This is a genomic window from Glutamicibacter sp. GQ173, assembly GCF_059759215.1.
Genome location: NZ_JCAXDT010000006.1, coordinates 143,297 through 156,421, shown reverse-complemented (window position 1 = coordinate 156,421; position 13,125 = coordinate 143,297). Strand labels below are relative to the sequence as shown.

The following is a 13,125-nucleotide window of genomic DNA, read 5'->3' as shown; positions in this document are numbered from 1 at the left end:
ACCTGATTTCACCATTTTAGATGCCAGGGCGCCTTGGACCGGCTGGTTGGCGTTTCCTAAAGACAGCAACGGCCGCTCCCCCAACTCAACGTTGGGGGAGCGGCCGTTGCCACTGCCAGCAATCATGCGCAAATTTTCATCCGACGCACATTCTCGCGGCCATGGATGCAAATTACTTTGCTACTGCCTTGCCATTCTTCAGCTCGCGGTTGGCTGGAATATCTGCCCATGCGCCGAGCCCGTTATCGCCATAATTGTAGTCGACCGTTGCCGAGTCGCCCTTGATGTCCAGCTTCACGGTTGGGCCCAGGGTGCCACCGCGAACGAAGTCCTCCTTGGCGCCGATGGTGTCAATGAAGGACTGCACCAGACCACCAGGCATGACGTAGTGCGAGTATGCCTGGAATTGTCCCGGGTGCTGATTGTAGTCAGGAGCGAATGGGTTGCCTGCGGCAAAGTTCAGGTTCGATGGGCTGCCCAATGCCAGGCCCGAACCACGGTTCAGCGGCTGGTAATCGCTGCGGATGCCATTGCCGACGAAGCCATAGACGCCTTCTGGGCCGTCGATGCCAGCGGCGAAGGTGGAGCGGTGGCTTATGGTGAACAGGTAGTACTTGCCATCCTGCATGTAGATCTGCGGACGCTCGGTCTGGTCGGTGACGCAGTTAGCAGACAGGATAGGCGGCAAGAACTCCCACTCGGTCAGTTCCTTGTTCTTGGCACGGGCCAAGCCGACGTTGCCGATCTGGTAGGTTGCGCCGGACTTGTTGACCTCTTCTACGGTTTCGCCGTTGGTTTCACCCTTGCGGTAGCCGAGGTCCTCGGAGGTGCACTTGGCTTCATCGCGCTTCTGAGCGGTGTTGCCCTCGAAAACCATGTAGGTTTCGCCGGGATGCGCTGGATCTTCAAAGGTGAATGGATCACGGAAGTTGAAGTACGAGTTCTGCTCAGCGGTCTGGTAGTACTTGCCGTCAGCCTGCAGCAGGTCGGTGACTTTGTCGAAGCCGGTGAGCTTCACGCCATTCTTGTTTGAGTGGACGTGGCCAACGCTCAATGCAATGCGCGGGTCGTACGGCTTGATATCCTTGCCGTCCTTGTCACGGTAGAACGCAACGTCGGTGAAGAACAGCTTGATTTCGCCATTTTTGGTCACTCGCGCCGAACCAGACCACTGGGTCTGGTGGCTGAAGGACTGGTCCTCGAAGATCTTACCGGTGACGCCCTCATCGAATACCTGGCCGCCATAGGTCCAGCCGCCATCTTCAGGACGCTCGTCGGCAGGAACGCCTGCTGGACGGTAGAAGTATCCAATGCGTGCGTACTGGTGGCGCTCATCGAAGCCAAGGTCGCGATCAGCAACGAGCGAGAAGATGATCTCCTGGCCATTAACGCTGTACTGGTTGGCGTGCTCGTCAGTCAGTGGCCAAGTATCCCAAACCCAGACTTCCTCGTTGCTCATGTCAGGGAAATCCTGGGGCACGGTAGGCATGGTGTACTCCTTGGGCATGGAGTTTTCACGCGATCCCGCGTTCGGGTCGGACATGGCCTTGATCTGCTTTGCATCAGCGCGAGTCCATCGCGAGGTGAAATCGTCGGTGGGGCTGTATGCCTTCTGGGTGTGCTCGGTTGGCTGGGGGAAGCCAGGCACTGGTTCGGTGGCAGCCATGGCTGGCCCGGAAATTAAAGTTGCTCCGAGCGCTCCGATGCTCAGTGCTGCGGTAAGAATGCCGCGTTTGGTGCGTTGCTTGTTCACGATTGTTTGCCTTTGTTCGATATGGAATCGGACAATCTCTCGGACCGCGACACACGCTCTCTCCACAGTCGAATCTAAGGATTTGCATAGCTTCTGTCAATCAATCCAAAACGTTTTGGAAGCAGGATCACATTTTTTAGGAGACCTTACGAAACCTCTATCACATTGTTTGCAAAACGTTTTGGAAGTTCGTTAGCGTGAATAGTGGTCACTCGTAGTGACGCACGATCTCTCCCCAAAAATTTTGCGACGACGCAGACGCGCCGTTCATTTAGCCTGGCGTTCGAACCCGACCATTGGAAAGAGCGATGACAGAACCACAGCCCTGGAACTCCAGAAAGCTCTTAGCCATAGCTGTACTGTGTTTGGTGGCGCTCGGAGCGGTGGTGGCAGGGCAAATCCTGCGGTCCAAGCCGGATGCTTCTGCGCCCGATGCGGTGCCGCCGCCCCAGGTTGATTCGAAATTCCAGCGCCCTGGGGCCTGGTCGGAATATCGACCTGCAACCCACCTCACGCCGGGGGAAAACTGGATGAACGACCCGCAACGCCCATTTTTCCTCGATGGACTGTGGCACTTCTACTACCTCTATAACGCTGATTACCCTGCGGGCAATGGAACCGAGTGGTACCACGCCACTTCCACTGACCTCGTTCATTGGAAAGATGAAGGCGTCGCCATTGAAAAATACAAGAATGGCCTTGGCGATATCTGGACTGGCAGCGCGGTGGTCGACACCGGGAACACTGCCGGCTTTGGCAAGAACGCGGTGATCTCGCTGGTCACCCAGCAGGTGGATGGCGTGCAGCGCCAGTCGCTGTTCTATTCGACTGATGGCGGCTACTCCTTCACCTCCTATGAGGACAACCCTGTGATGGACAACCCCGGTGTCGAAGCCTGGCGCGATCCGAAAGTCGTGTGGGATCAAGAACGCAGCCGATGGCTCATGCTTCTGGCTGAAGGAAGCAAGGTCGGCTTCTACACCTCCAAGGATCTGAAGTCCTGGGACTACCAGTCGGGCTATGAAACCACGGGCTTGGGCATCGTCGAATGCCCTGACATCTTCCAAATGCCAGTGGACGGAGACCCTGAACGCACCACATGGGTCTTGGGCATCAGCGCCAACGGCGCAAGCTCCGGACGAACCACGGGCTATGCCTATTGGACCGGTTCCTTTGATGGCAAGAACTTCACCCCCGAGGCAAAAGACCCGCGTTGGCTCGATGCCGGCTCCGACTTCTATGCAGCAGTCACCTGGGAAAGCCCAGAAGCGCACACTCCTCCGGAACACCGCTACGCGATGGGCTGGATGAATAACTGGGCCTACGCATCAGATTTGCCTCTGGGCGATTGGTCCGGCGGAACCATGTCCACGATTCGACAGCTCTCGCTGCGAGTCGTTGAGGGGCACCCCCAATTGTTCTCGGAACCCATCGACGCCCTGGACGAGCTAGAAGGCAACCCTGCAACGACCCCGCCTCAGCTGGCGACCGAGGATCAGGTCGCTTCACTGGGCAAGCCAGAATCTGACGCCTATCGTCTTCATGTTGATCTCGCGCAGGATCAGACGGCTCCATCCGAAGAAACCCGCATTGAGCTGAAAGACGCCCAGGGCGCGACCGTCGTTGTCGGCTATAGCTTCAAAGACCAGAAGCTGTTCCTGAACCGGGACAAGGACAAGGTTGCTGGCACCATGCCCGAGACCTACCGCGAGATTCGCAGCGAGCAGCTTCCTGTGCACAACGGACAGGTCTCCCTGGATATCATCGTGGACACGACCTCCGTGGAGGTTTTCGCTCAGGATGGGCAAGCGTCGCTAAGCTCCACTGCCTTCCTGGCCCCCGGCGGTCACGAGCTCACGGTCAAGTCGCTCGGTGGCACTACAAACGTGAGTGAATCAACCACGACGCCGTTGGCCGTAGCCGCGACCCAACGCCAATAAGATCTAGCCCTTCGGAGCCTTGACTGAATCCCGTTGAACCAGCTGGCAATGCAATCGTTCTGCCTTGCGGGCGTTGGGCGCGGCCGCTGCTTGGGCAAAAAGCTGGGACACAGCCCAATGCCCCATCTGGTAGTGCGGCAAGGCGATAGTAGTCAGGTTTGGGACGAGCGCTTGGGTGATCAATTGAAGATCATCAACGCCAATGACAGATAGATCCCCGGGAATCGACAGTCCAAGATCATTGGCCGCTTGATACACTCCCATCGCCATTTCATCGTTAAAACAGAAAATGGCGGTGGGCCGGTTTTCCCGATCAAGAATGGCGCGACCGGCTTCCCGGCCGCCCTTGGCGTCACCGGTGGACGCGGAAATCCAGGCCTCATTCACTGGCAGCCCGGCCGCCTGAATGGCCGAACGATATCCAAGCTCGCGGCCCGCGGCGGCCGGAACGTTCTCCGTCACTGTTGCAAACCCAATGCGCTCATGGCCGACACCGAGCAAATGGCCAGTTGCATCCAGGCCGATCTGCTGTTCATCGGGAACTACCGATGAATATTTCGATTCGACGCTGGAAGCATTGGCCAGCACCACCGGGATCCCGTCGAGCTCCCGGGGAACCGTGACCGATTGATGGGACATTCTCGCGTAAACCAGGCCATCGACACGGTGGTCAAGCAATGTTCGAATGCCCAACAATTCACGTTGTGCATCCCCGGTGGAATCCAGCGCAAGAACCACGCTCTCATGCTCGGCGGCTGCATCTTGCGCGCCGCTGATAATTAACCCGGCATAGGGAGTGACCGCAATCGTGTCGCTAAGCAGGCCGACGGTGAAGGTTCGAGAACTCCTCAGGCCCCTGGCCCGCAGATCCGGGGAATATCCAAGCTTCTGGGCGACTTCCAGGACCCGCACGCGGGTTTCCGGATTGATGGCGCGCGCCCCGCTCAGCGCATGCGAAACCGTTGTGGGAGAGACCCCTGCGGCGGCGGCAACGTCTCGGATGCCTACCCGGGCAGACTTTCCGAGCTTATTGTCCATGCTTTATTTTTTCACATTCTCTATTGGCGCGTTATACCGAGGATAAACCGGCTAGGGCAAAGTATTTATTGCCCGCAAGGCGCCGGCCTAAAGATTCGCGGTGCCGCTCAAAATGACCTCGGCACGGCCGCCAACCCACAGTTGCTCGTCCTGTGCGCTGATGAATATTTCTCCGTTGCGTCCCATCGCGCTTCCCTGGCCAGCAACGTACGGAGCCGTGGCACGGCCAGTGGCAATGAGCCATTGGGCAGCTGAGGCATTAAGGCTTCCAGTCACGGGATCTTCACGCAGCGGTTCGGTGCCTTCGGTGAAGAATCCACGGACTTCAAAGGCTTTTTCTGAACCTTCGGGGTGTGCACCTATAACGCCGATATCCCATCGTCCAGGATGATTTGAGGCATCGGGCCGCAGGTCCAGCACGCTCTGGGCACTATCCATCAGAACACCGACCCAGCCAGGGCCATTATCCAGCCACTGCGTATCAAGAACCCGTGCTGGTTCCGCGCCAAGGATCTCCAAGAGCTCATCAGCTAGTTGCGGATCGACCGGTCCAGAGCGCTGGCGCGGTGGCGCGGCAAAGGACAGCAGGTCTTCTTCGATGCGGATGGGCACCAGCCCGGCCTTGCATTCTTGAATAATCATGCCTTCGCGCGCGGGCACTCCCCCGGCGTCCAACCAGGCACGTGCCGTGCCCAAGGTCGGGTGCCCGGCAAATGGCAATTCAAGGTTCAGGCTGAAGATCCGCACCCGATAGTCCGCTCCGGGCACGGTGGGCGGAAGCACAAAGGTGCATTCAGACAGGTTCGTCCAGACCGAGAAACGGCGCAAGGAATCATCATCCAGCCCCTGCGCATCCAGTATCACTGCCACAGGGTTGCCCAGGCAGGGATCCGAGGAGAAGACGTCCACCTGGCTAAAGCGATAGGTCATGGCTGAAATCCTACTGTGGCTATCGCAGGAAATGAATTTTCCCGCGGTAGCCGCCAGTGAGCTGGCTTTTCCAAAGTGATGCCCAACCGGCTTGGTCAAGCGGCCCCTACTGAAATCTCAACGACATGCCTAATTGATCCGCGAAAAGGCCCTTGGCTGCCACGTTGACCTCATCCGATTTCGAGTGCAGATCGAACCGCCAAGTTCCCGTGCTAGCCGCTGCTTTGGAAAATGATCTTGATTTTCACTGGAGGTTGACCGGAGCAGCTAGCTGGCTTGAGGGCCACGGTTCGCGGTGCACCGCGAAATTCTGCACAATTGCCGGATGTGAGATGAGGATCTTTCCATGAATCTCAAAGGACAACTCTGTAGGATCGACTTAGTCTGCGTTGTTTCCATTTCTTGCCCTCGGCTGAAATCGGCCGCTCAAGTTCATCTCACAGCCGGTCAAGGAATAATGTAGAAGAGCAAACTTACCGACGGCGCTACACGCACCCACTCGGTCAAGACGTTTCATCGCAGTATGCAGCACACAGATAGTCCAGCAGAAACGAAGGCAACACTTTGAACGGCAATGCCACCTTTAAACACCACAACGTTGCGCTTTTATCAGTGAACAGCGTTCTCGCGCCAGAGGTGGTGAGCTCAGCAGAATTTGATGAGCGGCTGGCTCCAAGTTTGAAGCGGCTGCGGCTATCCAAGAAACTCCTCGAGCGCGTTTCCGGTGTCAAGGAACGCCGCTGGTGGGCTGATGGCGTCGAGTTCGACGATGCGGCAATCCTCGCCGGCAAAAAGGCCTTGGCCCAGGCCGGTGTTGATGCCAGTGAAATCGGCCTGCTTATTAATACGTCGGTGACCCGGCGCAACCTCGAACCATCGGTCGCGTCCAAGGTGCACAACGGCCTGGGCCTGCCGTCCTCGGCAATGAACTTCGACGTGGCCAACGCATGCCTCGGGTTTGTCAACGGCATGAGCCTGGCGGCAAACATGATCGACTCCGGGCAGATCAAATACGCGCTGATCGTCGCCGGCGAGGATGCCAAGGCCACGCAGGAAACGACTTTTGAGCGCCTGAATGCCGAAACTTCCACCCGCGATGACTACATGCGCGAATTTGCCACCCTGACCCTGGGTTCTGGTGCCGCAGCAGCAGTGATCGGCCCAGCCGACGCCCATCCAGAGGCCCACCGCATTCTCGGTGGCGTCTCCCGCGCGGGAACCGAGCACCATGAACTGTGCGTTGGCGGTCCGAACGGCATGTACACCGATACCAAGGGCTTGCTGGACAACGGCCTGGACTTGGTGGTCAACGCCTGGGACGAAGCGCACCGCACCGGATGGAACTGGAAGAGCATGGATCGCTATGTCACCCACCAGGTCTCCAAGTCCTACACCAATGCCATCATCAAGGCGGTCGGCCTGATCAAGGACCGGGTCCCCATCACCTTCTCGAAGTGGGGCAATGTTGGCCCGGCTTCGCTGCCCATGACCCTCTCGCAGGAGGCTGAATCCCTCAAGCCAGGCGATCGCGTACTGTGCATGGGCGTGGGATCCGGATTGAACACCGCGATGATGGAGATCGTCTGGTGACCGAGATTTTCCCCGGCGTCAAGGAAATCTACTCAAAATACCTGTCCGTTCCATCAACTTCCGCAGTTGACGGACAAGGCGCCACCTACCGTTGGCATGTGCTGGATAACCAGGAAGAACTGGCACAGCGCGGCATCACGCCGGTGGGTACGCTGGTCTGCGTCCATGGAAATCCCACCTGGTCCTACCTATGGCGAAGCCTGTTCAACCACGTCTCGGATCACCATCTGGCGTGGCGCATCGTCGCAGTCGACCAGCTGGACATGGGCTTCTCTGAACGCACCGGAAAGTTCCGCCGCCTCGCCGACCGCGTCAACGACCTCGGCGATCTGATTGATGCCCTGGATCTTGGCGATGGCATCACGATCGTCGGCCACGACTGGGGTGGAGTCATCTCCCTTGGCTGGGCAACAGCTCATCAGGAGCGGCTGGAACGTGTCGTGCTGACAAACACCGCGATCCATCCTGCTGGCTTCCAATTGCCTCCCGCCTTGAAGCTGGCCTCGCATCCTGCAGTCCACAGCTGGGGCACCAAAACCACTCGCGCATTCCTGCAGGTGACACATTCGCTGGCCCAGCCTGCCTTGGCACCAGAAGTGCGCAAGGCGTTCATGGCGCCCTATACCAGCGCTGAAAAGCGTGACGGCGTAGCCAACTTCGTCGCTGATATTCCCTTTGACCCCCAGCACCCGAGCCGAGCGGCGCTGGATGGGATTTCCGAAGCGGTCCGCTCGCTTACGGTCCCTGCGCTGATGCTTTGGGGACCAAGTGACCCGGTGTTCTCCGACCGCTATCTGCGCGATCTGATGGGCAGGCTGCCCCAGGCCCAGGTGCACCGCTTTGAAGGTGCCAGCCACCTCGTGGGCGAAGACCGGGATATCGCCTCCCCGATTTTCAGCTGGCTGGACAGCCAGCCCGAATCCGCTGGATCCTCCCGGGTCCAGGGTCCGGGCGAATACCGGCCGATGCTCGCCGAATTGGACTCGCGCCAAACAGACCAGAGCACCGCGGTAGTCGACATCCATCCTCCTCGCTCGTTGTCCTGGGCTGAGCTCGGCGCACGGGTCAACGCCCTAGCCGCCGGGCTGCAGCAGATCGGCGTAAGGGCCGGGGACCGGGTAAACCTCCTGGTTCCGCCGGGCATCGAGCTGACTTCCCTGATCTATGCGTGCCTGCGTCTTGGCGCGGTGATTGTTGTCGCCGATGCAGGATTGGGCACCAAGGGCCTGGGCCGCGCCATCAAGGGTGCCGGTCCCAGCTTCCTCGTCGGAATTGACCGGGCCTTGGCCGGTGCACGGGTGCTGGGATGGCCGGGCACCCGGATTGCGGCAGGACCCCTGTCCGCTGCCAAGCGCAAGGTGCTGGGCGTGGCCCATACCCTGGATGAGCTGCTGGAGGCCGGAAGCAGGATCGCGGACGATGGGCTGAACTTTGCTCCGGCCGACCCCGACGCCGATGCGGCGGTGCTGTTCACTTCCGGGTCCACCGGTCCAGCCAAGGGGGTCGTGTACACCCACCGGCAGCTGGCCGCCATGCGCGATACGCTCCGCGAAACCTACAATTTGAAAGCCGGATCGGCCCTCGTCGCCGGGTTCGCTCCCTTTGCCTTGCTGGGCCCGGCGCTGGGTGCCACCTCGGTGACCCCTGACATGGATGTCACGGCGCCGCGCACGCTCACCGCCAGCGCCCTGGCCGATGCCGCCGTCGCGGTTAAGGCAACCACGGTCTTCGCCTCCCCGGCAGCCCTGGCCAACGTCCTGGCCACGAAGGGCGAGCTGAACACCGCGCAGCGCAAGACCCTGACCGGCGTCGAGCTGATGCTCTCGGCCGGCGCCCCGATCGCCGAACCGCTCTTGGCCCAGGTCCAGGAGCTGGTTCCCAACGCCAAGGTGCATACCCCCTATGGGATGACCGAGGCCTTGCCGGTGACCGATATCGATCTGGATGGCATCCGCGCGGCCGGCCACGGCAACGGCGTCTGCGTTGGCACTGCCGTAGCCGGTGCCACCGTGGCCATCGCAACGATTGACGCGCTGGGCGTGGCCGGGGATCAGCCGCAATACACCCCGAATGCCACCGGAGAAATACTGGTCCGCGCTGCGCATGTCAAGGACCGCTACGACCGCTTGTGGATCACCGAGCAGGCCAGCAGTTCCATCCCCGGCTGGCATCGCACCGGCGATGTCGGACACCTCGATGATGAAGGGCTGCTCTGGGTCGAGGGCCGGCTGGGCCATGTCCTGAGCACCCCTTCCGGGGCGATCACTCCGGTGGCAGCCGAGCATGCGGTGCAGTCAGTCATCGGTGCCGGGCGCGCTGCGCTCGTGGGAGTTGGACCAGCCGGGACCCAGGCCGCTGTGGTGGTCATGGAAACCGTGCCCGCTGCGCGCAAGGCCGAACCGGCATCCAGTGAATTGGCCAGCAAGGTCAGGGCCGCGGTCGCCTCCACCGGCACCAATGTCGCCGCCGTGCTGGTGCTGCCCACCCTGCCCACCGACATCCGCCATAATTCCAAGATCGACCGTGCGGCATTGGCCCAGTGGGCCAGCGCAACGCTTGCCGGTGGAAGGATCCGCACCCCATGAGCGCAACCGAGACCTCGCACAGCGCCCGCAGGGTCCTGGTCACCGGTGCCAGTGGCATGCTCGGCGGTGCCGTGGCCCAGCTGCTGCGCGACCAGGGCCACCACGTTCGCACATTTCAACGCCGCGCTTCGGCCGGCTCCGTGGACGAAGTCCAGGGTTCGCTGACGGATCAGAAAGCCGTGGAACAAGCCGTCGGCTCCATGGATGCAGTGATTCACCTTGCGGCCAAGGTGTCCTTCACGGGCCATTGGCAAGAGTTTGTCGATACCAACATCACCGGCACCAGCAATCTGCTCAAGGCTGCACGCAACGCCGGGATCAAGGACTTCGTTTTTGTTTCCTCGCCTTCGGTGGCGCACTTCGGGGATTCCTTAGCTGGAGCGGCAGCCGGGACCGCCAACCCGCAGCTGGCCCACGGCAATTATGCCCGCTCCAAAGCGGCAGCCGAACTGGATGCATTGGCCGCTGATTCTGCGGATTTCCGGGTGGCGGCCATCCGCCCGCATGTGGTGTGGGGCCCCGGGGACACCCAACTCGTGGAAAGGGTCATCCAGCGTGCCAAGGCCGGACGCCTTCCACTGCTTGATCACGGTGCGGCGCTGATCGACACCACCTATATCGATAACGCCGCGGCGGCGATTGTCCGTGGCCTGGAGCGCATGGACCAGGCGCACGGACGCGCCCTGGTGGTCACCAATGGCGAGCCTCGTCCGGTGGGCGAGCTGATGGCCGGGATCTGCCAGGCCGGCGGCGCACCAGCTCCCAAGCTCAATCTCCCGGGCTGGTTGGCCCGTGGCTCTGGATCGGTCATTGAAAAGTTCTGGCTGGCCGCAGGCTCCCGGGGCCTGGTCCACGATGAGCCGCCAATGACGCGCTTCCTGGCTGAGCAGCTTTCCACGGCGCATTGGTTTGACCAGCGCGAAACCCATGAGGTTCTGGATTGGAAGCCTGCAGTGGGCATCGATGAAGGCCTGCGCAGGCTCTCGGCCTACTATTCGAAGGATCGCGCCTAGCCACCCGCAGTGGCTTGCTGCCTAACGCGATGTCATGAAGCGGCGCCAACAAGGAGCTTGGGGCCAAACAGCGGTACCTTGAAATGATGGGCAACAAGATTTCTTACCAAGGTGAAGCCGGCTCCAACTCGAATATGGCCTGCACCCAGCGATTCCCCGACATGCAGGCAGTACCTTGCGCCAGCTTCGAGGACGCTTTCGCCATGGTCGAAAACGGCGAGGCCGAGCTGGCCATGATCCCCATTGAAAATTCATTGGCGGGACGAGTCGCCGACATTCACGTTTTGCTGCCCGAATCGAACCTCCAGATTGTGGGCGAGCATTTCCTGCGGATCCGCTTTGACCTTTTAGGACTGCCCGGCAGTTCCGTTGGCGAAGCAACTGAAGTGCACAGCCACATCCATGCTCTGGGCCAGTGCCGCAAAGTCATCCGTGAACACCAGCTGACCCCGGTTATTGCCGGTGACACCGCCGGGTCTGCCCGCGAAGTCAGGGACTGGAACGACCCGACAAAGCTCTCCCTGGCCCCGCCTTTGGCGGCCGAACTGTACGGGCTGGAAGTCCTAGCCTCGTCGGTGGAGGACGATCCCACCAACACCACGCGATTCGTGGTCCTTGCGCGCAAGCAGGAACTGCCAACTCGCAGCGAGCTTCCCGAAACGGCTGTCACCACCTTGGTTTTCCAGGTCCGAAACGTTCCCAGTGCGCTGTACAAGGCGCTGGGCGGCTTCGCAACCAATGGAGTGAATATCACCCGGCTGGAGAGCTACATGGTTGGCTCCTCATTCGCCGCGACGACTTTCATGATCGATATCGAGGGGCATCCAGAAGATCTGCCCGTGCGCCTGGCCTTGGAAGAGCTGGAGTTCTTCACCTGGGAGATCAAGATCCTTGGCACCTACGCGGCCAGCGAGCACCGCAACAGCGTTTCCGCGGCATTCGTCTAGGAGCCCAGCGGGCGAAAGGGCACCGAGCTATTCGGCGCGTCGCCAAATAGCCAGCTGAAGCGCTACTGCGAGATGTCTTTGGAGTAGTCTTTGCCGCCATACCTGAAACTGATCTTCTTGGTGTCATGCTTGTGGCTGGCAGTAATGAAATCCTGGCTCGCAAAATTTGCTGTGGGCAGGGCCCAGGACCGCCCGTGTTCAACTTGCGCTAGCGATTCAAAAAAGTGCTGGCCAGGTTGCAGGTTGGGATGCACTAGTTGTGCCGCGTGCCGGTTTCCGTTGCATTCCACTCGTACATTGGTCACCGGAGTCCGGTGATCATTACTGACTAGGACTCCCCATTTCGGATGATCCGCGTCCCCGACGACCGCCTTGACCCAAACTGCGTTCACCCCGCTGAGGATATCTTCTTCGCGCTGGGCGGCTAGTTCTTGCTTATCCTGCTTGCGCCACCAGAAAACTGCGGCGGCTGCTACTGCACTGCCAGCCATCAGCCAGTTGGGTATGGTTTCCGAGACTATATACAGGGCATCTGCATCCATGCCAGCAGATTATCAAACAATTCGCCGAATATGAGGGGATTCAACCTGAGTCATGCGGTGGAACGCATCAGCGCTCAGTTCGGAACAAGAAGCGAACTCGACAACGGGGCCTACTTCTTCCAGGAATAGCGGCGCTCGGGCCGGCCCACTCCCCCGTAGCGAAGGTTCACCTGGGCCAAGTTTTCCTCAGCCAAGTACTCCAAATACCGGCGAGCGCTCACCCGCGACGTCCCGAGCTTTTCAGCAGTTTCAGTTGCAGAGATCGGCTCGCTTGCGTCCTTCACGATGTTTTCGACCAGCGTCATGGTTTCAGCACTGCAGCCCTTGGGCAGCGGACGCCGATTCTGTCCTCCGAGGCCGAAAAGGCGATTCACATCCGCCTGTTCCAGCTCGTGGTCCGCAGCAGCATGCAGCGGTTGGTAGGTCTTGGCGTAGTGCTTCAACCGTTCGCTCAGGTCGTCCCATGAAAATGGTTTCATCAGGTAGTGGACGATTCCACCTCGAAGGGCTTTGCGAACGGTGTCCATTTCCCTGGCTGCGCTAATGACAATGACGTCCAGCTCCGGCTGGACTTCACGAAGTCGCTGCAGCAGGTCAAGCCCATTCATATCAGGCAGGTGAATGTCGAGCAGGGCAAGATCCGGGGATAGCTCGGTAGCAGCCTTGATGGCATCGCTGGCAGTATGCGCTATCCCTACCACGGAGAAACCCGGCTCTTTGCTGACGAATCCGGCATGCACCTTTGCCACCATGAAGTCGTCATCGATGACCAAAACTTGGATCAAGA

10 protein-coding genes are annotated in these 13,125 nt (G+C 60.0%); 5 read left to right on the top strand and 5 right to left on the bottom strand.

Translation table 11 applies throughout. The features are described from left to right. Positions 1 to 172 precede the first annotated feature (172 nt). A complete protein-coding gene (locus AC6CHO_RS11360; RefSeq protein ID WP_498215089.1) occupies positions 173 to 1,753 on the bottom strand; it encodes a glycoside hydrolase family 68 protein in 1,581 nt (526 codons plus the stop codon). A 308-nt stretch (positions 1,754 to 2,061) separates the two neighbouring features. Here AC6CHO_RS11360 and AC6CHO_RS11355 point away from each other — a divergent pair, with 308 nt between their 5' ends. Continuing rightward, positions 2,062 to 3,693, top strand: coding sequence for a glycoside hydrolase family 32 protein (locus AC6CHO_RS11355; RefSeq protein ID WP_498215088.1), 1,632 nt, complete (start codon positions 2,062 to 2,064; stop codon positions 3,691 to 3,693). Positions 3,694 to 3,696: 3 nt separating this feature from the next. Here AC6CHO_RS11355 and AC6CHO_RS11350 read toward each other — a convergent pair whose 3' ends face one another. Next, a complete protein-coding gene (locus AC6CHO_RS11350) occupies positions 3,697 to 4,731 on the bottom strand; it encodes a LacI family DNA-binding transcriptional regulator (protein WP_498215087.1) in 1,035 nt (344 codons plus the stop codon). An 87-nt stretch (positions 4,732 to 4,818) separates the two neighbouring features. Next, positions 4,819 to 5,661: a PhzF family phenazine biosynthesis protein gene (locus AC6CHO_RS11345; RefSeq protein WP_498215086.1), complete on the bottom strand. Its 843-nt coding sequence runs from the start codon at positions 5,659 to 5,661 to the stop codon at positions 4,819 to 4,821. Between the two features lie 564 nt (positions 5,662 to 6,225). Here AC6CHO_RS11345 and AC6CHO_RS11340 point away from each other — a divergent pair. The 4 genes from AC6CHO_RS11340 to AC6CHO_RS11325 all read left to right on the top strand — a co-directional run bounded on the left by AC6CHO_RS11340 (position 6,226) and on the right by AC6CHO_RS11325 (position 11,796). Further along, positions 6,226 to 7,251, top strand: a complete 1,026-nt coding sequence (locus tag AC6CHO_RS11340; RefSeq protein ID WP_060701083.1) for a 3-oxoacyl-ACP synthase III — start codon at positions 6,226 to 6,228, stop codon at positions 7,249 to 7,251. Continuing rightward, entirely contained in the window at positions 7,248 to 9,836 is a 2,589-nt protein-coding gene (locus AC6CHO_RS11335; RefSeq protein ID WP_498215085.1) for an alpha/beta fold hydrolase, read from the top strand. Before AC6CHO_RS11340 ends, AC6CHO_RS11335 begins: the two co-directional genes overlap by 4 nt. Beyond that, positions 9,833 to 10,849, top strand: coding sequence for an NAD-dependent epimerase/dehydratase family protein (locus tag AC6CHO_RS11330; protein ID WP_498215084.1), 1,017 nt, complete (start codon positions 9,833 to 9,835; stop codon positions 10,847 to 10,849). Before AC6CHO_RS11335 ends, AC6CHO_RS11330 begins: the two co-directional genes overlap by 4 nt. Before the next feature lie 86 nt (positions 10,850 to 10,935). Continuing rightward, positions 10,936 to 11,796, top strand: a complete 861-nt coding sequence (locus AC6CHO_RS11325; RefSeq protein WP_498215083.1) for a prephenate dehydratase — start codon at positions 10,936 to 10,938, stop codon at positions 11,794 to 11,796. A 62-nt stretch (positions 11,797 to 11,858) separates the two neighbouring features. On the opposite strand, the gene AC6CHO_RS11320 is transcribed toward AC6CHO_RS11325, so the two are convergent. Both AC6CHO_RS11320 and AC6CHO_RS11315 read right to left on the bottom strand, forming a co-directional pair. Further along, positions 11,859 to 12,338 (bottom strand): hypothetical protein, encoded by a 480-nt coding sequence (locus AC6CHO_RS11320; RefSeq protein ID WP_498215082.1) that lies wholly within the window; start codon positions 12,336 to 12,338, stop codon positions 11,859 to 11,861. A 110-nt stretch (positions 12,339 to 12,448) separates the two neighbouring features. Continuing rightward, positions 12,449 to 13,123 (bottom strand): response regulator, encoded by a 675-nt coding sequence (locus AC6CHO_RS11315; RefSeq protein WP_498215081.1) that lies wholly within the window; start codon positions 13,121 to 13,123, stop codon positions 12,449 to 12,451. Positions 13,124 to 13,125: the final 2 nt, after the last annotated feature.

Bases quoted from the DNA above. Each gene is read 5' to 3' on its own strand.
- AC6CHO_RS11345 (WP_498215086.1), bottom strand. From the start codon at position 5,661: ATGACCTATCGCTTTAGCCAGGTGGACGTCTTCTCCTCGGATCCCTGC.
- AC6CHO_RS11330 (WP_498215084.1), top strand. From the start codon at position 9,833: ATGAGCGCAACCGAGACCTCGCACAGCGCCCGCAGGGTCCTGGTCACC.
- AC6CHO_RS11350 (WP_498215087.1), bottom strand. From the start codon at position 4,731: ATGGACAATAAGCTCGGAAAGTCTGCCCGGGTAGGCATCCGAGACGTT.
- AC6CHO_RS11320 (WP_498215082.1), bottom strand. From the start codon at position 12,338: ATGGATGCAGATGCCCTGTATATAGTCTCGGAAACCATACCCAACTGG.
- AC6CHO_RS11355 (WP_498215088.1), top strand. From the start codon at position 2,062: ATGACAGAACCACAGCCCTGGAACTCCAGAAAGCTCTTAGCCATAGCT.
- AC6CHO_RS11325 (WP_498215083.1), top strand. From the start codon at position 10,936: ATGGGCAACAAGATTTCTTACCAAGGTGAAGCCGGCTCCAACTCGAAT.